Consider the following 23,595-nt stretch of genomic DNA (forward strand, 5'->3'; position numbering starts at 1 on the left):
TAAAATTTAAAAAAGATGAATTTTAGAGGAAGAAATAAGGTGTCACCGGAATTTAATATGTCATCCATGACAGATATTGTGTTCCTGCTCCTTATATTTTTTATGATCGCTTCTACATTGGTTACCACGAGTGCTATAGATATATTGTTGCCAAAAGCCAGTGGTAAGACCGAAAATAAAAAATCTGTAGCGGTTAGTATTAAAAAGAACCTAACTTACTATGTAGATGAAAAACGTGTAGGGGAAAGTGTTTTAGAAAATGAACTGTTAGCAGCCTTATCATCACAAGAAAAACCGACTATAGTATTAAGGGCAGAGAAATCTGTGCCTGTTGAAAATGTAGTTAAGGTCATGGATATAGCTAATAGAAATAAGTTTAAGGTCATATTAGCAGTAAAACCAAAATAATTATCATTTCAAGCCATTCTGAATGGCCCGGATCAAAATTGTTTTAAGGATTATATAAGATGAAATATTTCAAGACCAAGCATGAAAGAAACTCTGCTAAGCTAACAGCTTTAATAACTGTTATTTTGGTACTGTTGTTGTTTGTGGTTGGAACAACTTATATGGATCCGCCGGAGGAATATGGCGTTGCTGTAAATTTTGGTAATTCAGATTTCGGAAGAGGTAAGGTACAACCTTTAAAACCTGTAAAATCAGAACCTCGAAAGATAGAAGAGCCTCCACAACCTGATGTGTCAAAATCAGAACCTACTAAGTCTTCTGAAACCAAAGAAGAAGTATTGACTGAAGATAACTCTGAAGCTATAGCGATTAAAAAGCAAAAAGAAGCGGAAGCTAAAGCTAAGGCTATTGCAGATGCCAAGGCAAAAGCAGAAGCCGATAGAATAGCCAAAGAAAAACGTGAGCAGGAAGAAAAGAAGAGAAAGTTAGATGCTTTGATTGGAGGAGTAAGCAAATCCGAAGGAACAGAATCCGGAAGTGAAGGCAATGATAACAGGGCAGGCGATAAGGGGCAATTAGATGGAAACCCCTATGCACCCAGTTATTTTGGCGGAAAAGGCTCAGGTAGCGGTGGTGTAGGTTATGGGTTGAATGGCAGGGGAGGAGCCTCGTTTAAAAGATTGGCTCAGGATTGTAATGAATCAGGTATGGTTATAGTGCGTATTGTGGTTAATCAAAGCGGGAATGTTATTGAAGCGGTTCCCGGCGTAAAAGGCACAACAAATACTGCCAAATGCCTGCTGGATCCCGCAAAGAAAATAGCCTTATCTCATAAATGGCCGGCAGATTCCAAAGCACCTTCCCGTCAAATAGGATTTGTGAGTGTTAATTTCAAATTAAGTCAATAGTACATGACATATCAAGATACACTTGATTGGTTGTTTTCACAACTTCCAATGTATCAAAGACAAGGTAAATCAGCTTATAAGGCAGATCTATCCAATACCATAATATTAGCAAAACATTTAAATAACCCGGAGCTCCATTTTAAATCGGTTCATGTTGCCGGAACTAATGGAAAAGGCTCTAGCAGTCATATGTTGGCCTCGGTGTTACAGGAGGCCGGATATAAGGTTGGCCTTTATACCTCACCACATTTAAAGGATTTCAGGGAGCGTATTAAAATCAATGGAAAGTCCATTAGTAAACAATTTGTAATTGGTTTTATTAAGCGTCATAAGTCTTTTTTTGAGGAACATCAGCTGTCTTTTTTTGAAATGACTGTAGGTATGGCTTTTGAATATTTTTCAAAGCAGCATGTGGATATAGCTATTATTGAAGTAGGGCTAGGAGGGCGGTTGGATTCTACAAATATTATAAGCCCGGAAGTATCGGTGATTACCAATATAGGTTTGGATCATACCCAGTTTTTAGGAGATACATTAAAAGCCATAGCCTATGAGAAAGGTGGGATTATTAAGCCTCATGTGCCTGTAGTTATTGGAGAAACTCAAAAAGAGACTAAAGTAGTTTTTACTAGTTTGGCAAAAAAAAGTGAATCAAAGCTTGTTTTTGCAGACCAGGAAGTCAATCAGGCTTACGAGTCCGATTTGGCAGGGAGCTATCAATCCAAGAATGTAAAAACAGTTATTCAAACCGTTAAGGAACTTAAAGCAAAGGGGTTTAAGATTTCTGAGCAGCAGTTAAGAACAGGATTGCTGCATGTGGTAAAAAACACTGGGTTATTGGGGCGTTGGCAAGTTTTAAATACGCAGCCTAAAGTAGTTTGTGATACAGGGCATAACCGGGAAGGACTAACCTATGTTATGAAACAGTTGTCCAATGAGACATATAATGAACTACATATTGTATTTGGGGTTGTTAATGATAAAGATTTAGATTCCATTGTCGACCTGTTGCCTAAGGAAGCTATATACTATTTCTGTAAACCCAATATTTCAAGGGGACTGGAGGCTGATAAATTAAAAAAAGTATTTGGTGTCCATAATTTGTGTGGAGCGTCCTATGGTTCTGTTAATGAAGCTTATAATGCGGCATTAAAAAACGCAAATTCAAACGATCTTATTTTTATAGGCGGAAGTACCTTTGTTGTAGCAGAAATAATTTAAATTTTTTTCAAAAAAGTTTTTGCAATATTAAAAACTAGGTTATATTTGCACCTCCTAATAATTAGGGCGCGTAGCTCAGTTGGTTCAGAGCACTTGGTTTACACCCAAGGGGTCAGGGGTTCGAATCCCTTCGCGCCCACAAGGCTTCCAGAAACGGAAGCCTTTTTTTGTATGTCTAAGTTTTACATCTACATATTGTTTTCAAAAGCATTGGACAAATAAAAAAAATCTCAGAGGTGAATTTTATGTTTCCATATAATCCTGCTATTGAATTAAAACATATTTTTTAGTATTATTTTCTGTTCGTTTTAAAAACCCTTTAGACTTGTAAGTATTATTGTATATTTGAGTGTATATATAGTAAGAATAAACACACTAGTGTGTTTATTCTATTGTTAGCCATAATTCGTAAAACTAAATGAGGATAAAAAATACAGATATAACTATAAAAACAATAGGTTGGTTACAAATAATTGGTGGGGTAACTGGTATAGGACTGATGGCGTATTTAATGTTAAATACTGGAGAAATTAATGGAGCTATACTTTTCATTTTATTGACAGGACTCACTTTATTTATATTTTCTGTATATGCTGGAAAAAATATATTGGGTAAAAAGACTAAAAAAACTGGAATTATATTATCTATTGTAAATCAAATTCTACAGATAATACAGTTTGATATTGATGGAAATGGAATTAGCTATAGCTCTGGAATCAGATTCCTTTTAGGACTTAAAAATGATAGTTTGAATTTTGATTTTGGTATAATTACATCTAATTTCAATATGTCAATTAATACTGATTCAACCGACTTTGAGCTTATGATAAATATTGTAGCTTTAATTTTAGCTGTTATACTTATTGATATTTTAAAAGAAGTTAAAAATAAAAAAACTATGGCTAACAATGTGTCATAGTTCATGCTCCATCTTTGTTGTGACTCGAATTAAATAGCTGATTTGGATATCGGCAATACATTTTTTGTTAAGTTTAGGCTTGAAATAAAACAAAACGCACAAAAAAGTATTACCTCGTGCCAGCTTGAAGGTTGTTGATCTTCTTCACGCACGAAACCATACACGAGACGTTGTGCAACATTTGAACAAACCACCCAAACCATCCTAAAATATATGTTTACACCAATTTTAAGAGTAATTCTCGTCATGTTTAGCTTAATAACAGCTGCATACTTTTACTCAAAAGAGGATTTTGCAAATATGTCAATGATGCTAATTGCTGGTGGGCTTTTCATTTATGGATATTTCAAATACGGAACTGTTTATGCTGCTTTTCAGCAAATGAAAAAGGATAATATAAAAAAAAGCTGAAGAACTAATTTCTAAAATTAAAAATCCTGACAAACTGACTAAAGGACACAAAAGCTATTATTATTTCACAACTGGAATTATTGCTTTAGAGAAAAAAGAATATGAAAAAAGTCATTCTGATTTAACTCAAGCTTTGAGGATAGGTTTAAGAACTGAAAATGACAAATCAATTGTGTTATTGAATTTGGCCAATATTGAGCTCTTAAAAAAGAACTATAATGAAGCGAATAAATATATTAAAAAAGTTAGAAGACTTGATTTAAAACCATTAGTTGAATCAGAGGCTAATCGTATTGAAAATGAAATAAACGTTGCACAACACAATGTATAATTCATTGCTAGTACTCACCTACTTACGAAAATTCTCGTGGATTTTCTATTCGGTTTGTATTTGCTAAATTAGTTGCTGAAACACGCAACGAAATAATACACACACACATGTTGGCAGTAATTAAAACAATCTAAGAAATGAAAAACCTCGTAATTAAATTCTCAGTATTGCTGTCTGTAATATTTTTAAGTGCTTGTAAAACTGTAAATTCCAATGCAAAAGAAAATGATTCTTTGACAATAGAAAACCCATATCTTGGTCAAAAACCACCAGGATTAACTCCTATACCATTTGCTCCAGGTCTTGTGTCTACAGAAATTTATGAATACGATGGTGCATTTACCCCAGATATGAAGGCATTTTATTTTATTAGAAGAGGAGAAGAAAATAAAACATCAGCTTTTTACGAATACAAATACAATGAAGTTAATGGGATGTGGGAAAAATCAGAAGTAGCATCTCCATGGATAGGGCGACCAGTAATATCTCCAGACGGAGAAACCATGCATTTAGGTGATAGATATCTAAAAAGAACAGAATCTGGATGGTCCGAATTACAGAATCTTGAACCTCCTACTGTAAGTAATGATTCTATGTATATTATGCGGCTTTCATCATCAGTAAATGGCACCTATTATTTTGACACCTATAAAGAGAATGATTCAACTTTTCCAATTCGCTATTCACGTTTGATAGATGGAAAGTATGAAGAACCTATAGCTTTGCCCAAAGCAATAAACACAGGATCTTTTTTAAGCCATCCTTTTATAGCTCCAGATGAATCGTATTTGTTATTTGATGCTGAAAGAGAAGATGGTTTTGGCGAATCTGATATTTATATCAGTTTTAAACAAAAAGATGGCACTTGGGGTAATGGAATTAATTTGGGAGATAAAATAAACACTAACGCTTGGGAAGCTTCTGCAAGTATAACGCCAGATGGTAAATACCTTTTCTTTAGTAGAAATGTAGGTTCAGACGATTTTGAAAATGTAGATATTTTTTGGGTAAGTACAAAGCTTTTAGAAAAACTAAGGCAATAAAACAAAAACTACTGCCAACTACGGGTCTTATGAAAAGCACTAGCCCAGTTCCTCAAAGTTAATATCTTTATTTTTTTAGTGAACTTTAAAGATATTCGACTTACTGCTTTTTCATCGATGCTAAAGATAATTGCTTGGTTTTTGCCTACTAGGAGAATCCTGCGGATTTTCCTATGGTTCGTTCTATTTTTATTAAGTTAGTTTCTTAATCACGCAACTATCCTTACACTAACCGTTAGGCAACATACTGAAAATATGACGAATTTTAAATATAAGAAAAGCAAAAGACCATTTCAACCTATTGGGATAATATTGTTTTTTATATTATTGAATTCTTGTGCGTGTATTGAACCAAACAGTAAAAAAGGACAAGAACAAGCGCGAGTATGGATTTCAAAGAACCCAAAAAAGTATAAAATGGTTAATCCAGAAAACCGAAATATAAGGACAGATGTATTTTATAAAAGTTTAGGTTATGCCTATAATGAAAATGATAACTCATATACATATAATAAGGAAATTCCGAAATATATGAAACCAGAAGATTATCAACAATTTACACATTATTATAGATTCTATAATTCTGGAACTGCTTTTACGTTTTCAAAAAAAATCAATGATACCATTTTTGTTAAGTTAGTGGCTTAACCACGCAACTATCCTTACACAAACCGTTAGCAACAAGACTATAAAGCTACTGCTCTATTCAAAAAACATTCACCTTTAAATTATATTCTGTAAAATGACTTCACATTCCTGTAAAATGACTTCATCAAATAATATCATCGAATATAATTTTGTGTAATAAATTAAAAACAAAAGAAAGTTATGACAGAATTTGAGAAATCAGCAATCATTACAGGTGGTGGTACAGGAATGGGAGCAGCCACAGCCAAAAGATTAGTACAAGATGGTTGGAACGTAACCATTTTTGGACGTAGGGAAGCTAAACTTGAAGAAGTGGTAGCAGAGATATCTAAACCTGATAAAACACTTGCGGTACAAGGAGACGTTACCAATCGTGATGATGTTCAAAAACTAATTGATGCTCACATGACCAAGTTTGGTCGTTTAGATGGGCTTGTTAATAATGCGGCAATAGTTGCAGGTGGTCCCATTGGAGATGTAACTATTGAAACTTGGAAACAGGTAATGGCTATCAACGTGGAAGGTGTGTTTAATACGATAAATATGTCTATTGAGCATTTGAAAAAAGTAGGTGGATCAATTGTTAATGTATCCTCTGTGTCTGGTGTGCGTGGCGATTGGAACTTTAGTCCATACTGTGCCTCTAAGGGAGCGGTAACTAATTTTACTCACTCCTTAGCTCTTGAATTAGGAGCGCAAGGTGTACGTATTAATGCTGTAGCTCCTAGTTTAACAGATACAGATATGGCTACATTTGTAACCGAAAGCGAAGAAATGATGGCAAAGGTTAGAAATCGTTTGCCATTAGGTAGAGCAGCTAGACCAGAAGAAATTGCTGCTCCAATCGCGTTTCTAATGAGTGATGATGCCAGTTTTATTAATGGAGCAATTTTACCTGTTGATGGAGGTGTAATGGCTTCAAACGGACAACCAAATTTTATAGGATAGAAAAATCACTATTTATCTAAAAAACTCACAGTCTTAACATGAAAATTAAGGCTGTGAGGCTATTAAAAATATACTTTATCAAATAGTAATTATCTTAAGTTAAATTAAGGATACTTAATACTTCTTATTTTGAATATATTTAAAGGGTTAAAGAAAAGCATTAACTTAGAATGTTAAAAGATGTATATGAGCGAGACAGTTAAAATAAATTCTATAAGTAAACTTCATGATTTTTTTGGCTATCCTGATAAACCTACACATCCACTGATTACATTGATAGATTTTTCAAAAATAGATCTAAATACTATTAAAAGTGGTACACGAAAAATTTTCAATTTTTATTCTATTGCTCTAAAAAAAGTTAAAGGAGCAGGAGTTATCTATGGGCGAAAAGATTATGATTTTTCCGAAGCCTCTCTTTTATGTATGGCTCCTGAACAGTTGAGTATTGTAACAGATATTGAAAAAGATGCCTTTATGGAAGGTTGGGGATTGTATTTTCATCCAGAATTAATTCGCTCCAATCCGCTAAATAATAAAATGAAGGACTATACTTTTTTTTCATACAATACGAACGAGGCTCTACATTTATCCGGTAAAGAAAAAAACACCTTGCACTCAGTTCTTCAAACAATTCAAGAGGAATTTAGTGACAAGCTAGATTTTTATAGTCATGATTTAATAGTTTCAAATATTGAAGTTTTACTTAATTACTGCAATCGTTACTATGGCAGGCAATTTATAACACGTAGTCATCATAGTAAAGGAATTGTATCTCAGTTTGAAAAAGTACTATTCAATTATTTTGAGTCGAATCAGGCAAAAATGAATGGGTTGCCATCAGTTAAATATTGTGCTGAACAGTTACACTTATCTCCGAATTATCTTGGAGACTTATTAAAACAGGAAACAGGTAAAAATGCTATTGATCATATTCATTACTACCTCATTGAAAAAGCAAAAAATTTATTATTGAATTCATCCGATTCGATAAGTGAAATCGCCTATGATTTAGGGTTTGAACAGCGTCAAAGCTTTAGTAAACTCTTTAAAAAAAAAACAGGAATGAGTCCAAAAGCATATATTAATTCTATGTGAAAAAACGAATTTGTAAATTCATTATCAACACCCTACAAATAAATCCTAGACTTAATACTAAGACAAGTTTAAATTAGCTGTAGTAATTAACATATAGAAAATGAATGTCCAGTTGCTAACAACGTATCCTATGAAAAGCACTAGCTCAGTTCCTCAAATTTAATATTTTTACTTAAACCACTTTTCTCTTTTTTGATATAACTTGCTCGACATCCTATTTGTGATCGATTCTTGTTCGTCACCAGCATCTGTATGATTATAAGTTATAATAACCTGGTCACTTGCTAAAAAATGTGATACTAAGAATTTAGTTCACCCACGTTGTTTTGTGATACAGGTTTGTCTACTTTTATTGTGAGCTTTGTTACCTGTTATTATCTATTCCAATACACCAATGACATTTCCAACTTCGCTTGTGTATGTCAATTCCTATGTATAATTTAGAGGGGGCAGTAATTTGAGTGTTTATATCTTTATTTTTTTAGTGAACTTTAAAGATACTCGACTTACTGCTTTTTCATCGATGCTATAATTAATACGGGTTTTGGTGCTTAACCCAAAGTATCGTAATTGTTAACCAAGTCCGCCAAATCTTTTGATTTGGCTTTAAAAATGAAAAAATAAAACAAAATAAAAAGTTTTGGCTAAGTGCTTAATCGGAAATTAATCTCTTATTTAAGTCCCGCACTAATCATAGCAGAGACATTAGCAAACATTTGAATGGACATTGATAATCTAATTAAACTAACAGAAAACGATTTAAAAACCGAATTCCTTTTTGATGAATTGGGAATGACTTGGCAAATTAGTTTCATTCGAATGGTTGGAGGCTCAAAATTCTCTTTTGATTCTGTCGAACAATTTTATTTAAGTCTAATCAGAGTTGTCGAAATGCACACCGATTTAACTTATGGGTTATCACTTTGGCAATTCCAAGTTGATTTAAACGAATGGATCAACGGTTTAAAAATTGAAAAAATTGACATCTCTAGTTTTGAAAACAATTTAAAAGGAGCTTTAGATGAAATTGAGGGATATAAGAATGATTGGACTGAAGGAGATGACCCAAAGTTTAACAAGGAAAACATAATTAAACCTGAACAAATAATAAATTATTGGAAAATTGAAGAGACAGTTAATCCTCGATTGCCTGTTGGACCGACAGACGGATTTATAGCTGAATCTAATGAATTATATTTTTATATAGAATATCACTATGAATCATAAAAAATGTTTGCTAACACTGCGTATAATTCATTGCTAGTACTTTCCTACTTACGAAAACCCTCGCGGATTTTCAGTTTGGTGTGTACTTGCAAAGTTAAATGCTAACCCACGCAACTACTCATAGCCGAGACCGTAGTCAATAATTTGAAAATGATTCGATTTTGGTGTATATTTGCATCAAATAATAAAGTTATGGCTAGACAAAGCATATCATTTACAAAGCCAAATGATGAATGGTTAAAGACCCAAGTTGACAATAAAGAGTATTCGAGCAAAAGTGAATTAGTAAATGACTTGATAAGACAAGCTCGAAAACAGCAGGTTCAAATTGACTGGATTCGTGCTAAACTTGAGAAAGCTGAAAAAAGCGGATTTACAAATGACAGTAAAAGTGAGATTTTAGCTCAATCAAAGTCTTTGCTGAATGGCTAAATACAAATTAAGCAAAGAAGCGAAAAATGACTTGATTCGGATTCACCATTATGGAATTAAAAAATTCGGAATGAGACAAGCGGATAAATATTTTGACTCTTTTTTTGAATATTTTGACATTATTGCGGAACGCCCTTACTCATTTGAATTGGTTGACTATATAAAAAAGGGTTATAGACGTTGTGTTTGTGGAGTAGATAGTGTTTTCTTTAAAGTCAATGAAAATATTGTAGAAATAATGGCAATTGTCGGAAGACAAGACTTGGATGAAAAACTATAAATTAATAAAAACTGTTACCAACAGTGGCTCCTATGAAAAGCACTAGCTCAGTTCCTCAAAGTTAATATTTTAATTTTTACTTAAGCCACTTTTTTCTATTTTGATATAACTTGATCGGCATCCTATTTGTGATCGATTCTTGATCGTCACCAGCATCTGTATGATTATAAGTTATAATAACCTGGTCACTTGCTAAAAAATGTGATACTAAGAATTTAGTTCACCCACGTTGTTTTGTGATACAGGTTTGTCTACTTTTATTGTGAGCTTTGTTACCTGTTAGTATCTATTCCAATACACCAATGACATTTCCAACTTCGCTTGTGTATGTCAATTCCTATGCATAATTTAGAGGAGGCAGTAATTTGAGTGTTTATATCTTTATTTTTTTAGTGAACTTTAAAGATACTCGACTTACTGCTTTTTCATCGATGCTATAATTAATTGCTCGGTAAGTGCTTACTTGGAAAATTCCTGCGGAGTTTTCCAGCTAGTGTTTATTTACTTATTTTAGTGCTTATACACGCAGCTAATTTTATACTAACCGTTACTTGCAAGCTGAAAACTGAACTCTTTGAATAGAAAATGAATAATATTAAAGACTTAAACATAGAAAATGAAATTTTACCATTATTCGACTATTCTCTGAATATGTTTTCAAAAAACAAAATTTTTGAAATTCTCGGAAAACCATTGCTATCGACTACAGAGATAATCCAACGTCAAAATATATTAAAAGGATTCTCTGAAAATGAGAAAATATTAAAAGGCTATTCATACACAGTTTTATATTTAAACGAAGTTCATTTTTTCCTTAATGATGAAAAAATTGAAGATTTTTCAAAGAAAAAACTGAAATACAAATTATTTGCTTCAAAACAAGAGAAAACAAGATATATAAGTAAGTTTAATCAATTGATTTTGTTTTTCCATCGCTTAGAATCCAAGTATTTTACAAGGTTAAAACTAAACCTTTTTCCAAAAGAATACGCTTCAAGTATTAAAAGAATTTTGCAGTTTTTATCAAATTTTGAACTTCATAAACATGAACATATAATCAGAGAAAAAAGGCTAAGAGATAAGCATGTAATTGAGTTGACAGAAAAAATTAATAACCTTAAGAAAAAGGGATTAATAAGATTATTTTGGGATGATTTTTTTCTGTTTGAAGCATATCTATCAATTAGTTTCGGAATAACAAAAAACAACTTCTCATATCCAAGTTTTACCAAAGACCAAATTAAACTAAGTGATTTTTATCATCCATTATTAGAAAATCCTATCAAAAATGACCTCGAAACCAATAGTAATGTAATCGTCTTAAACGGACCAAATATGTCTGGAAAATCAACTTTTCTTAGGGCTGTTGGACTTTGTATATATTTTGGCCATTTAGGAATTGGAATACCTGCATCAAACGGAGAAATTCCGTTTTGTGATTATTTTTCAATTGAAATAAACAGAACAGATGATATTTTAAATGGCTATAGCCATTTTATGACTGAAGTAATGAACCTTAAAAGGGTAGTTCAACAAGCAAATAGTGGGAAAAAATGTTTTGCTGTTTTTGATGAGCTTTTTAGCGGCACGAATGTGGAGGATGGTTTTGAAATTTGTAAAACAACAATAAATGGATTGAGTAAATTCGACAACTCATATTTTTTTATTTCTACTCACATTCAAGAGCTAAAAAAAGTTTCAAACGGACAAATAGCAAACTATTATATCGATTGTGAATTAATTGAAAATAAACCGACTTTCACCTATCAACTAAAAAAAGGTTGGTCAAACATAAAAGTTGGTCGAATTCTATTTGAAAAAGAAGGATTAAACAAATTATTAGACTAAAAAAAGCCAGCAGGTAACAAAGTGTAAGAATAATTACTTGGTTCTTGCCTACTAACGCCAAAAGGCGTCACAAGTCGGAAAATCCTCGGACACAAAACCGCACTATTCTTACACGTAACCGTTGTCACAAATTGAGAAAATGAGATACATATCAATAATTTTAACTCTTATTTTGACTTTTTCCTGTAAAGTCAAAGCTCAAGAAACAGACTTAAAAATAGTCTGTAATGAATCGATTAAAAATGACCATGAATATTCGGAACCTATAATTATAAAAACTTGTGAATTTAAAAATCACTTATTCAAATCAATTGGAACAGCTGATTATAAAGGCCGATATTCTTACAAATATGAACTATTTCAGATTGACAAAAAGGATACGATAAAAGTAAAAAACTCTGACTTTTTTAATGAAAAAGTAATCGGATTGGAAGAATTGATAAACGACAAAATTAAAAGTGAATACGAATCGAACTCTAAAATCCCCGAAATCAGTGACTGTATGAAATGTATTGATTTTAGGCTCTATAAATTAAATGAATTCGGAATTTCATTTAGAGATAAAAACCGAATCGAATTTAATATTGATAACGGAATTGGAAGTGTGTGTTTTAATGTAAGCTCAAGTTCAATCGTTTTGGAACTTTCAGAATTAGAGAAATATTTAAAATAAAAAAAGTGCAAACACTGGTGACCGTTGCACAAGTCAATAATTTTATAAAAATAGACTAATTATCTGGCTGTTTAAGCAATTTTGTTAAGTAAACTATTGTATTAAAGTTCTAAAACCGAAAGCTCTTACAGAGAAGATAAATGCTTTGTACCTGGCCTAAACAGCCAATTGGCCGTTTAGGTTTAGTACTATCATCACTTGAGAGAAGAGTGATGAACTATTAATAATTAGTTTTCATTTTATGTGCTAGTAGTAGGAGTATGTAGGTCATAAAATAAAGAGGGAGAGCATTATTGAAGGTTGGCCTTTAAGTTGTTTGATATGGTCTTGAACTCATTGGCAACTTCAATTATGGCGTTAAATACCAGAATATTTTTGCAAATACCACTTTTAATGTTTCTAACAGTTTGAGAATCTACTTCAATATTATTAGCACGTAATTTATCTATTACTTTGCCGGTATACTCTTTAGGAAGGTGATTAACAAGCAGGTCTCTTAAAGCTTCTTTTTCTTTTGGAGTACTAATATCATAAAAAGTATATAATTTGTTTAAATTTGTCATAATATGTTTAAGTTTGTTTTGATTTGAGTGAATTTATATACAAATATATTATAAATAATTAAATATTAAAATAAAAATTTACTCATAAGTGTAATTTTAATAATTCCTAACTATGGAGTTTGAAGAGAAATTGAAGCAGTTAATAAAGAGTAAGTACAGCAAATTGGGAGATTTAGCCAAGAAACTGGATATGAATTATTCCCAGCTTTCTCAGTATGTGAACGGTAAAAAAGTTTCAATTGATTTTTTGCATAAAATAATTCAAGAATTCCCGGAAGCCGATCTTAATTGGTTGTTGAGAGATGATCCCGAGGATGTTGTTAATGAAGGGGAGCCACGCTATAAACCTGTTTTGAATAATACGCAGATTATTAGCAAGATTGAAGTGTTATTGGACGATCTGAAAAATCAAATGCCTCAAAAATAAAAATCAGATAAACTCTAAAGTTCGTTCTAATGCCATGCCTCTTGATCCTTTTATAAGTAGAGAGGCGTTTTTTACGGTAGAAAAATCAAAGTTGTTTTTAAAATCTTCAAAAGATTGATACTGTTCTGCTTTGTGGTCTTTAACTTCAGCTTTAAAAAAATGTGTTCCAACAAATAGGATTTTATCAATATGCAGAGAAAGCGCTAAATCCAGAATGTTTTGATGTTCTTCTTTAGCATTCTTGCCAAGTTCAAACATATCACCCAGAACAGCTATTTTATATCCATTCTGTTTTTCAAAATTCAATAAGGCTGCACGCATACTGGTTGGATTAGCATTATAAGCATCCAGTATAATGTGATTAGAGCCTTTCTGAATGATTTGAGAGCGGTTATTTGACGGGATATAAGTCTCAATAGCCTTTTTAATGTCTTCATCTTTTACTTTAAAGTAGTTCCCAATAGCAATGGCGGCTGCAATATTATTAAAATTATAATCGCCTATAAGCCGGCTTTGTATTTCTATATTATTATAGATGCATTTTACAAAAGGTTGTGCAGCCATAAGGTTAATAAGAACATGAGCTTCATGGTCTGTGCTTCCAAAAGAAAATGTATTAGCGGTTTTGGTTTTTTCAATTTGAACAGGATCGGTACTATTCACAAAAATGGTCTTATTGTTAGAGATCAGGTGATGATACATTTCACTTTTACCTTTTATCACGCCCTCAATACCTCCAAAACCTTCTAAGTGGGCTTTCCCAAAGTTTGTAATATAGCCGTAATCCGGTTGGGCTATAGCACATAGAAATTCTATTTCCTTTTGATGATTGGCGCCCATTTCTACAATGCCAATTTCTGTAGTATCATGCATGGATAGCAGAGTTAAGGGTACTCCTATATGATTGTTTAAATTACCTATTGTGGCTGTAGTGTTAAACTTTTGAGCTAATACAACGTTGATCAGTTCTTTTGTTGTGGTTTTGCCATTGCTTCCTGTTAGGGCTATGATAGGAATATTTAAAAATTTGCGATGAAATGTAGACAGTTTTTGAAGTGTGGTCAACACATTATCTACCAATATGGTTTTATTTGAAATGCAGCACTCAGGATCATCAATAATAGCAAATTTTGCTCCTGATTTCAAGGCTTCTTCAGCATAAGTATTTCCATTAAAATTATCGCCTTTTAAAGCGAAGAACATATCGTCTTTTTGAATCTTTCTGGTATCCGTACATGCTGTGTTGCATTCTAAGAAATGGCTGTGTATTTGTGCTATTTTCAAGTCTTGAAATTTTTGAAATAAAAGTATAAAAAAAGTCCTAACTCTGGAGTTAGGACTTTAATATATTATTAAGAACGATTAATTTTTCTTTTTGTTCTTTGTTTTGCTTTTAGAGCCTACTCTAGACATAGCACATCTAAATCCAATATAATCTGTTGCCATATCTTGTGGGAAGTAACGTCTTTGAGCTGGATCTAACCAATACTCTCTATCTTTCCAAGAACCACCCTTATAAACTCTTACTTCGTCATTAATTAAAGATGTTCTGTTATTACCTCTGTCATACTCTCTAATAATATTTCCTAAAGAATCTCTGGTAATATTGTGTTTTGGAGAATTGTACATCTTTCTGGTTTCTGCTTCAGCATTACTCTCCTCATTTTCGTCATCGTTAAAGCTTTCAAAATAACGAGACGAACGTTTATCACCATCTCTAAAGTTTATATGGTTACTTCTGTCAAAGTTAGTTCTTAAGTAAGTGTCATTTTCATCAATTGGAACCTGAGCGATCTCACCCGGTAAATTTCTGGCAATTACCTTTCCGTTAGATAGCGTATCATAAACAATATCATCAATGCTAACTACTTTTACAGAGCCGTCTTCGTTCAATGCATTTTTGGTATAGACATTTCCACGGTAGTAGTTAAAGTCGTTAAACTCATCATCAACTATGGGTCTGTATACATCAGCCACCCATTCAGCAACGTTACCAGCCATATCATATAATCCAAAATCATTAGGTTCGTAAGATTTAACAGCATTGGTGATGTCTGCACCATCGTCAGACCATCCTGCTATCCCACCATAGTCACCTTTTCCTTGCTTAAAGTTAGCTAATTGATCACCACGAACCTTACGTTTTCCAGAACGTGTATATTGTCCATCCCATGGGTATTTTTTTCTTCCACGGTAAAGATTATAACTTCTTAATTCACTTAACCCTAAAGCGGCATACTCCCACTCGGTTTCAGTTGGTAATCTGTATTTAGGTGAAATAATACCGGTTTCGCGTGTAGCATATAATCCAGTTTCATTGCCATCAGCATCAACTCTTACATTTCTTCTACCTCTGCCTTCAGGATTTGTAACCTCTGTATTTCCTCCATAAGCCTGCTCCGGTGCATTGATATAAGTATCAGTACTAAACGTTTGCTCAGCATTAACATCCGTAATCTTAGCATCACGTTTTAAATAGCCTGCCTTTTCCAGATTGTATTCGTTAACACGGTCTGAACGCCAGTTAGCAAATTCAACGGCCTGAATCCAACTTACACCAACAACAGGATATTCACCATATCCCGGGTGACGCAAATAGTTTTCAGTCATTACTTCATTAAAACCTAAACGATTTCTCCAAACTAAAGTATCTGGTAAAGCACCATGATATATAGCTCTGAAGTTTTCATCAGAAGGTGGGTAAACACGTTTGATCCAATCCAGATATTCCATATACATGGCATTGGTAACCTCGGTTTCATCCATATAGAAAGACTGTACGTGTTGCTGATTTGGACTATTATTCCAATCATGCATAACATCATCCTGTACACGCCCTTTTGTAAAAGTACCACCTTCTATAAATACCAATCCTGGAGATGTTTCCTGTTCTTTAAAATTTGTGTTGTATTGAAAACCTCCTTCACGGGAGTTAATTTGCCATCCTGTAGCTCTGGAGCTGTTTTTTGAACTTGAGGATTTTTTACAACTGGTTGAAGCTACTGTTAGCGCTAAAACCAATAAAACCTTTAGTGATACTACTTTTTTCATATCCATACTTTTAAGTAAGCTAATAATATTTTTGGTGCTGCAATATAAGAATTAAACCCAATAACGCAAGCTATTTTTTACATTTTAACCAAAAAAATGTGTATTTCATCTTATTTTTTATGCATTACAACGATGTTTTTGCAGTTTTTGGCCTTTTGTTTGTTGAGTTATAACGTCCGCTTTACTAATTTATTATTGTATTTTTGATACAGTTTTTAAAAATGTTATTTTTTAGTAAATAATAACAAGAGGTTAATGACGTTATTTTAGCAATGAAAAAGAATATTTTAGTGATGTTACTGGTGACTTCAGTAACATTATTTGCTCAGCAAAAAAAATACAACCTTGTTTGGGAGGAATCTCAAAAACTATCAGGAGGAACATTTTCTCTTGAAGTACCATCATTCAATAGTGACTATTTTACTTTTAACCCAGAAGACGGTTTGCTGTTTGTTGATCAATGGGAAAGCACTGGAGGAGTAAACGAAAATTCAGTATCAATAAGCCAGGTGGTCTATGAAACTATAACCAAAGAGGCTTTAAAAGATTTGGATGTTGCTAAAATACCAAACAAGTTAGAGTTTAGTATAAAAAATGCTATATCCAGAGATAAGCGCTATGTTTATTTTCAACTAACACCAATAATCAAAGATTCAAATACCAGCTTTAAGAAAGTTATTTCATTCCAGGTAAATTATAAGAATGGATCAAGTGTAAATAGGGCTATTTCTGCAAGTGGAAAGTTTAATGCTTCAAAAGCTATTTCAAATTCAATCTTGAGTGCCGGAGAATGGTTTCGCTTTTATGTAGATACCACAGGGGTATTTAAATTATCCAAAGATTTTTTACAACGTTTGGGGGTAAACGTGAATAACATTGATCCAAGGCAAATTAAACTGTTTGGGTATGGGGGTGGTATGATTCCCTATCAAAATTCAGTACCATATCCTTATGATGTTCCGGAAAATGCTATAAAATTTGTAGGAGAGTCAGATGGTGTTTTTAATAATGAAGATTATATTTTGTTTTACGCTCAGGGTCCGAAAGGCTATGATGCGGAGAAAAGAACTCATATTAATTGTTATACAGATAAAACCTATTATTATATAAATGTTAGTGCCGGAAATGGTAAGCGCATTCAGTCATTCCAGGAACCTGACGGAACCCCGGATTTGATTATAGATACCTTTGAAGATTATAAATTTCATGAGATGGATGTATATAATTTAATATCTCTTGGAAGGCGATGGTTTGGAGATAAATTTGACATTGATAATCAAAAAACCTTTGAATTTGAGTTTCCCGATTTGGTTACTTCCAGTCCTATACAATTGAATGTTGTGGTTGCGGGGGTGTCTACAACCAATAGCGCAATGGATTTGAGTATCAATGGTTCAGGAATTACAACCTTAAATTTGTTTGGAGTTTCAAGCCCAACATTGGCCAGTGGAGCTTCTTATACCGGAAGTATTAATGTGAACTCATCTAAGATTACCGTAGGACTTGACTATAATAATCAAGGAAACCCCAGTGCTGCAGGGTATTTGGATTATATTTCAATTGAAGCTTTAAGGGCTTTAAAGTTTACCAATAAGCAATTTCAATTTAAAAATAGTATAGTGGCCTCTGCTTCAGGTATCGGTCAATATAATATTGCTAATACTTCGGGACTTTCAGAAATATGGGATGTCACAGATGTTTATAATGTCACAAATTTTGTAAATAATGATGACAGTAATCCGGTTTTAAGCTTTAAATCTACATTAGGAAGTCTTAAGACCTATGTAGCAGTTAGTACTTCAGATTATTTTACTCCGGAGATTGATGAGTCAAAAACTATTATAAACAACCAAAACATTAAAGGTGCCATTTTTAATAATTCTCAGGGGGAATTTCAAGATGTTGATTATATTATTGTGTCTCCAAATCATATGATAAATCAGGCAGAGCGTTTGGCGCAGATTAACAGGAATCAATATGGATTAAATGTTAAGGTTTTGGGGTTGAATGAAATATACAATGAGTTTAGTACAGGAAATCAGGATGTTGGGGCTATAAGGAATATGGTTAAATACGTATACGACAATGCCAGTACACCGGAAAAGAAACTGAAATATTTATGTCTGTTTGGAGACGGTTCTTTTGATTATAAAGACAGAACTCCAAATAACACCAATATTGTGCCTTCATGGTATTCTTATAATAGCTTTAGTTTAACAGGATCTTTTGTTTCTGATGATTTTTATGGTATGATGGACAACAATGAAGGGGCAATGGCAAGCAGTGATAAACTGGATATTGCGGTGGGAAGAATTTTAGCAGATACCCCGCAGCGCGCCAAAGAAATGGTAGATAAGATTGAGTCCTATTATGTTAAAGAAGCTTTTGGGAGCTGGCGAAATAATTTTGTAGTTGTGTCTGATGATGTAGATCAGGATTGGGAAGGGATTTTGCAGGAGACTACTGATAATGTTGGAAACCTTGTAACCCAAAATAAACCTTTTATGAATGTTGTTAAAATTCATTCAGATGCATTCAAGCAGGAATCCTCTGCAGGAGGAGATTGGTATCCAACGGTTACTACACAAATTGCAAATGCTGTTGATAATGGTGCTTTGGTAGTGAATTATTTTGGACATGGTGGGGAAGATGGCCTAGCATCAGAACGTATTTTGTTAAAACCAGATATTAACAATTTTCGTAATTTTTGCAAGCTTAACTGTTTTGTAACAGTGACCTGTGAGTATACCCGGTTTGATAATCCATATAGAGAAACCGCAGGCGAGTTTACCTATTGGAATAAAAAAGCAGGAGCTATAGGTTTAATTACTACAACACGTCAAATATTTGTAAGCTTTGCCATTGCATTTAATAATGTATTGGGGCAATATTTGTTCTCATATAGTGATGATGACGATTTTGATGATAACGAATATCCTACTATGGCCGAGGCATTACGATTGGCAAAAGGCAATTCTGCAGTCTCAGGAAATGGGCAAAGACGATTGATCTTTTTTATAGGTGATCCGGCCATGAAGCTGGCCTTTGCTAAGCCAAGTGTTAGGTTATCTAAGATCAATGATGTGCCTTTGGCCCAGGCAACAGATACCTTAAAAGCATTAAGTTATGTAAAACTGGCCGGGGAGGTAACTGATGCTTCGGGCAATATATTGACAGATTATAACGGAACATTGTCAACAACTATTTATGACAAGAGTATTGACCGAAGAACACTGGCAAATGATGGAACAAGATTAAACGGGGAGTTGGTTTTGTTGGACTTTACAACCCTAGGCGAAATTATTTTTAGAGGACAAGCTTCAGTGAAAAACGGGTTGTTTGAGTTTGATTTTGTGGTTCCAAAAGATATAGGTATTCCGGTAGGTTTAGGTAAGGTTAGTTTTTATACAAAAAATGAAACGTCAACGTTAGATCAAACAGGAGCCAGTGTTAACACTATAAAAATAGGAGGGATAAATGAAAATGCTGCCGAAGATAATATAGGGCCAGTAGTGGCTCTTTTTATGAATGATGAGAATTTTGTTTCAGGAGGTATAACCAATCAATCCCCAACATTATTGGCAAAATTAGAAGATACAAACGGGATTAATACTTCCAGTGGGATTGGACATGATATAATTGCCATTATTGATGGTGATGAAAAAAATCCAATTGTCCTTAATGATTATTATCAAACAGAAGTTGATGATTATACCAAGGGAACCGTTAGCTTTCCGTTAAGAGACCTGGAACCCGGCCTTCATACTTTAACATTGAAAGCTTGGGATGTTTACAATAATTCGTCCACTTCCGAAATCCAGTTTATAGTGCATAACGAAAATCAGGAATTAGTTATCAATAATGTACTTAATTATCCAAATCCGTTTGTAAATTATACAGAATTTTGGTTTAACCACAATAGTTCTGAACCTTTAGACGTTTCTATACAAATATTCACTGTTTCAGGAAAATTAGTACGGACCTTAAACGCTAAAACCACAGGAGGTTTTAAAACAACAAGTTCATTGTCCAGAGAAGTGGTGTGGGATGGAAGAGATGATTTTGGTGATAAAATAGGTAAGGGGGTATATGTTTATAAGCTTAAGGTACATTCAAACCTATTAAATAAAACAGTGGAAAAAATAGAGAAACTTGTTATCCTCTAATAAAAAACTATATTTGTTAATTAAAAATTACTTCATGAAGAATCTAACCCTGCTATTATTAGCCTTAGCTTTTATTCCTAATACTGAAGCTCAAAATACAATTGTTCCAAACCCTAATGACTTAAGAATAGTTACAACTGGAGTCCCCTTTTTAGCGATAGCTTCGGATGCACGTGCTGCTAGTATGGCAGATATGGGAGTGGCGACATCTGTTGATGCTTTTTCACAACAATGGAATGCATCAAAGTATGTGTTTTCAGAAGCAAAATTAGGTATAGGGGTAAGTTATACTCCTTATTTAAGTAAATTGGTAAATGATATTTTTTTAGGAAATATAACCTATTATAATAGGCTTGATCAACGTAGTGCTTTTGCAGTAAGTTTGAGATATTTTTCTTTAGGGGATATTGAATTTGTAGATGGGCCGGATGATACACCTAGAATACAGAGACCTAATGAGTTTTCACTTGATGCATCGTATGTGTTAAGGCTTTCAGATCAATTTGGAATGGCTGTAGGAATGCGCTACTGGAGATCAGATTTGCGATTACAGGAGCTTCCAGGTGATGCTTCGGCAGCGGGTACATTTGGGGTAGATATTTCAGGGTATTACCAAGGAGAAGAACAAGCGTATGCTGATTTTAATGGACGTTGGAGAGTTGGGTTTGCTATTCAAAATATAGGGCCTAAGTTTAAATATGATGATGGTGGATTAGATAGTTTTCAACCTACAAATCTACGATTAGGAGGTGGTTTTGATTTTATATTTGACGATTATAACAAAATTGCTGTAACCACTGAATTTACCAAATTACTGGTGCCTACACCTCCAATTTTAGGAACAGAAGTTGATGAAGATGGTAATACAGTGCAGGAAGATGTGATATATAAAGGAAAGCCAGATGATGTAGGGTTCTTAAAAGGGATGTTTCAGTCGTTTGGTGATGCCCCAGGAGGTTTTAGTGAAGAAATAAAAGAGATTACCTGGGCTTTGGGAGCTGAATATTTATATCAGGACTCTTTTGCTTTTAGAGCCGGCTATTTTAACGAAAGTGAAGAAAAAGGGGCTAGGAAATTTTTAGCTCTTGGTGCCGGATTTAAGGCCAATGTGGTTAATATTGATTTATCATATTTGTTCTCTACGTCTAAGGTTCAAAGTCCTTTAGAAAATACACTTCGTTTTTCTTTGACATTTAATATTGGAGAAGGCGAGTATATTGAGTATTAAAACAAGAGTATTAAATAAATCTCATAAAAAACTGTTGTCATTGACAATAGTTTTTTTGTTTCTGATAGTTTTTTAACTTTACTAAAAACATAGGTATGAAAGAAATAAAGATAGAAACTATTTTGCATGTTTTTGATAGTTTTGAAGCACTTCCAAAAGAAGCATTAACATTAATGAATCATGCCATTGAAGCAAGAAAAAGAGCCTATGCACCATATTCAAATTTTTTAGTTGGTGCGGCAATACTATTAGATAATAACGAGATAATTACAGGGAATAATCAGGAAAACGCATCCTACCCGTCAGGACTCTGTGCAGAGCGAACAGCTATATATTATGCCGGATCTCAGTTTCCAAATGTAGCAATAGTTAGTATGGCTATTTCTGCCAGTTCAACTAAAAATAAAACAGCTAAGCCTATTCCACCATGTGGTGCTTGCAGACAAGCAATAGCCGAGTACGAAATCAAACAAAATTCACCAATTGAAATATATTTTATGGGCGAAACAGGAGCTATAGCTAAATCTAAATCATTATCAGATTTATTGCCTTTTGCCTTTGATAAAAAAGTACTTTAAATGAGTGTGATACACTAAATTATTTAAGATATTGAAGTATTCAATACTAAAATTGACAAAAAAATAATCTAATCCATTTAGCGTTCCAATTTTCACATTTTTTCTACTTTAATCACATTGGGTTTTTCCAATAACTCGCAAAGTATTACTTTTGTATTTCGCTTATTAATAATACAATATTATTCGATGCAAAAAATCACAAAAGAGGTTTACCTCAAATGGTATGAAGATATGTTATTCTGGAGAAAGTTTGAGGATAAACTTGCTGCAGTTTATATTCAACAAAAAGTAAGAGGTTTTCTTCATTTATATAACGGTCAGGAAGCTGTTTTAGCAGGGGCATTACATGCAATGGATTTGACAAAAGATAAAATGATTACAGCTTATCGTAATCACGTGCAACCCATAGGTATGGGAGTGGATCCTAAGCGTGTTATGGCTGAATTATTTGGGAAAGCTACAGGGACCTCTCACGGTATGGGAGGCTCTATGCATATTTTTTCAAAGGAATTTCGTTTTTACGGAGGCCATGGTATTGTTGGAGGTCAGATTCCATTAGGAGCGGGAATTGCTTTTGGAGATAAGTATCATGGAAGCGATGCAGTAACGTTATGTTGCTTTGGAGATGGTGCAGCAAGACAAGGGTCATTACATGAAACTTTTAACCTAGCTATGCTTTGGAATTTACCGGTGATATTTGTTTGTGAGAATAATGGATATGCAATGGGAACTTCAGTAGAAAGAACGGCAAATCATGAAGATATCTATAAATTAGGTTTAGGTTACGATATGCCTTGTGCCCCTGTTGATGGTATGAATCCTATTAAAGTAGCCGAGGCTTTTGATGAAGCTATACAACGCGCAAGAAAAGGAGGAGGACCTACGTTCTTAGAACTAAAAACATACAGATATAGAGGACACTCAATGAGTGATGCTCAGCACTATAGAACAAAAGCCGAAGTAGAAGAGTATAAAAAAATTGACCCAATCACACAGGTTAAAGATGTTATTCTGGAAAAGAAATATGCCACTGAAGATGATATTAAAGTCATTGATAAACGTGTAAAAGATAAAGTTGCAGAATGTGAGAAATTTGCAGACGAATCGCCATATCCGGAGAAACAACAGCTTTATGATATGGTTTACGAACAAGAAGATTATCCATTTATACAACACAAATTATAAAC

The 23,595-nt window shown here is 33.5% G+C and carries 22 protein-coding genes and 1 tRNA gene; 20 read left to right on the plus strand and 3 right to left on the minus strand.

Going from position 1 to position 23,595, the window contains the following annotated elements; translation table 11 throughout:
• Positions 1-15 precede the first annotated feature (15 nt).
• The 15 genes from VOI54_RS07365 to VOI54_RS07435 all read left to right on the plus strand — a co-directional run bounded on the left by VOI54_RS07365 (position 16) and on the right by VOI54_RS07435 (position 12,395).
• Positions 16-408, plus strand: a complete 393-nt coding sequence (locus VOI54_RS07365) for an ExbD/TolR family protein (protein WP_326282084.1) — start codon at positions 16-18, stop codon at positions 406-408.
• Between the two features lie 59 nt (positions 409-467).
• The gene (locus tag VOI54_RS07370) at positions 468-1,316 is read left to right on the plus strand and encodes an energy transducer TonB (RefSeq protein ID WP_326282085.1); all 849 of its coding nucleotides are present in this window, start codon (positions 468-470) and stop codon (positions 1,314-1,316) included.
• 3 nt (positions 1,317-1,319) lie between these two features.
• Complete coding sequence (locus tag VOI54_RS07375; protein WP_326282087.1) at positions 1,320-2,537, plus strand: bifunctional folylpolyglutamate synthase/dihydrofolate synthase; 1,218 nt, start codon at positions 1,320-1,322, stop codon at positions 2,535-2,537.
• A gap of 64 nt (positions 2,538-2,601) precedes the next feature.
• Positions 2,602-2,676: transfer RNA gene (locus VOI54_RS07380), tRNA-Val, on the plus strand.
• Positions 2,677-2,955: 279 nt separating this feature from the next.
• Positions 2,956-3,456 (plus strand): hypothetical protein, encoded by a 501-nt coding sequence (locus VOI54_RS07385; RefSeq protein ID WP_326282088.1) that lies wholly within the window; start codon positions 2,956-2,958, stop codon positions 3,454-3,456.
• A gap of 544 nt (positions 3,457-4,000) precedes the next feature.
• The gene (locus tag VOI54_RS07390) at positions 4,001-4,198 is read left to right on the plus strand and encodes a hypothetical protein (protein WP_326282089.1); all 198 of its coding nucleotides are present in this window, start codon (positions 4,001-4,003) and stop codon (positions 4,196-4,198) included.
• Positions 4,199-4,335: 137 nt separating this feature from the next.
• Positions 4,336-5,241, plus strand: coding sequence for a TolB-like translocation protein (locus VOI54_RS07395; protein ID WP_326282090.1), 906 nt, complete (start codon positions 4,336-4,338; stop codon positions 5,239-5,241).
• Between the two features lie 255 nt (positions 5,242-5,496).
• Complete coding sequence (locus VOI54_RS07400) at positions 5,497-5,889, plus strand: hypothetical protein (RefSeq protein ID WP_326282091.1); 393 nt, start codon at positions 5,497-5,499, stop codon at positions 5,887-5,889.
• A 180-nt stretch (positions 5,890-6,069) separates the two neighbouring features.
• On the plus strand, positions 6,070-6,837 hold the full coding sequence (gene budC, locus VOI54_RS07405) for a meso-2,3-butanediol dehydrogenase (RefSeq protein ID WP_326282092.1): 768 nt from the start codon (positions 6,070-6,072) through the stop codon (positions 6,835-6,837).
• 186 nt (positions 6,838-7,023) lie between these two features.
• On the plus strand, positions 7,024-7,935 hold the full coding sequence (locus tag VOI54_RS07410; RefSeq protein WP_326282093.1) for a helix-turn-helix domain-containing protein: 912 nt from the start codon (positions 7,024-7,026) through the stop codon (positions 7,933-7,935).
• A gap of 720 nt (positions 7,936-8,655) precedes the next feature.
• The gene (locus tag VOI54_RS07415; protein ID WP_326282094.1) at positions 8,656-9,162 is read left to right on the plus strand and encodes a hypothetical protein; all 507 of its coding nucleotides are present in this window, start codon (positions 8,656-8,658) and stop codon (positions 9,160-9,162) included.
• Between the two features lie 192 nt (positions 9,163-9,354).
• Positions 9,355-9,594: a ribbon-helix-helix domain-containing protein gene (locus tag VOI54_RS07420; protein ID WP_326282095.1), complete on the plus strand. Its 240-nt coding sequence runs from the start codon at positions 9,355-9,357 to the stop codon at positions 9,592-9,594.
• Positions 9,587-9,874 carry a type II toxin-antitoxin system RelE/ParE family toxin gene (locus VOI54_RS07425; RefSeq protein ID WP_326282096.1) on the plus strand — a complete coding sequence of 96 codons (288 nt, stop codon included), beginning with the start codon at positions 9,587-9,589 and terminating at the stop codon, positions 9,872-9,874. The genes VOI54_RS07420 and VOI54_RS07425 overlap by 8 nt, the downstream gene beginning before the upstream one ends.
• Before the next feature lie 585 nt (positions 9,875-10,459).
• On the plus strand, positions 10,460-11,722 hold the full coding sequence (locus VOI54_RS07430; RefSeq protein WP_326282097.1) for a MutS-related protein: 1,263 nt from the start codon (positions 10,460-10,462) through the stop codon (positions 11,720-11,722).
• 139 nt (positions 11,723-11,861) lie between these two features.
• Positions 11,862-12,395 carry a hypothetical protein gene (locus tag VOI54_RS07435; RefSeq protein WP_326282098.1) on the plus strand — a complete coding sequence of 178 codons (534 nt, stop codon included), beginning with the start codon at positions 11,862-11,864 and terminating at the stop codon, positions 12,393-12,395.
• A 290-nt stretch (positions 12,396-12,685) separates the two neighbouring features.
• Here VOI54_RS07435 and VOI54_RS07440 read toward each other — a convergent pair whose 3' ends face one another.
• Positions 12,686-12,958, minus strand: a complete 273-nt coding sequence (locus tag VOI54_RS07440; RefSeq protein ID WP_326282099.1) for a hypothetical protein — start codon at positions 12,956-12,958, stop codon at positions 12,686-12,688.
• A gap of 112 nt (positions 12,959-13,070) precedes the next feature.
• Between VOI54_RS07440 and VOI54_RS07445 the strand changes: the two genes are divergently transcribed.
• Complete coding sequence (locus VOI54_RS07445; protein WP_326282100.1) at positions 13,071-13,385, plus strand: helix-turn-helix domain-containing protein; 315 nt, start codon at positions 13,071-13,073, stop codon at positions 13,383-13,385.
• Between the two features lie 3 nt (positions 13,386-13,388).
• Here VOI54_RS07445 and VOI54_RS07450 read toward each other — a convergent pair whose 3' ends face one another.
• Positions 13,389-14,669 carry a UDP-N-acetylmuramoyl-tripeptide--D-alanyl-D-alanine ligase gene (locus VOI54_RS07450; RefSeq protein WP_326282101.1) on the minus strand — a complete coding sequence of 427 codons (1,281 nt, stop codon included), beginning with the start codon at positions 14,667-14,669 and terminating at the stop codon, positions 13,389-13,391.
• A gap of 78 nt (positions 14,670-14,747) precedes the next feature.
• Positions 14,748-16,442, minus strand: coding sequence for a gliding motility lipoprotein GldJ (gldJ, locus tag VOI54_RS07455; RefSeq protein WP_326282102.1), 1,695 nt, complete (start codon positions 16,440-16,442; stop codon positions 14,748-14,750).
• Between the two features lie 266 nt (positions 16,443-16,708).
• Here gldJ and porU point away from each other — a divergent pair, with 266 nt between their 5' ends.
• The 4 genes from porU to pdhA all read left to right on the plus strand — a co-directional run bounded on the left by porU (position 16,709) and on the right by pdhA (position 23,593).
• On the plus strand, positions 16,709-20,602 hold the full coding sequence (gene porU / locus VOI54_RS07460; RefSeq protein WP_326282103.1) for a type IX secretion system sortase PorU: 3,894 nt from the start codon (positions 16,709-16,711) through the stop codon (positions 20,600-20,602).
• A 34-nt stretch (positions 20,603-20,636) separates the two neighbouring features.
• A complete protein-coding gene (gene porV, locus VOI54_RS07465) occupies positions 20,637-21,830 on the plus strand; it encodes a type IX secretion system outer membrane channel protein PorV (protein ID WP_326282104.1) in 1,194 nt (397 codons plus the stop codon).
• Between the two features lie 95 nt (positions 21,831-21,925).
• The gene (cdd, locus tag VOI54_RS07470; RefSeq protein WP_326282105.1) at positions 21,926-22,408 is read left to right on the plus strand and encodes a cytidine deaminase; all 483 of its coding nucleotides are present in this window, start codon (positions 21,926-21,928) and stop codon (positions 22,406-22,408) included.
• Between the two features lie 186 nt (positions 22,409-22,594).
• Positions 22,595-23,593, plus strand: coding sequence for a pyruvate dehydrogenase (acetyl-transferring) E1 component subunit alpha (pdhA, locus tag VOI54_RS07475; protein ID WP_326282106.1), 999 nt, complete (start codon positions 22,595-22,597; stop codon positions 23,591-23,593).
• The last annotated feature ends 2 nt before the right edge of the window (positions 23,594-23,595 follow it).

The organism is Alterotamlana spongicola (assembly GCF_035818475.1).
Classification (GTDB): Bacteria; Bacteroidota; Bacteroidia; order Flavobacteriales; family Flavobacteriaceae; genus Cognatitamlana.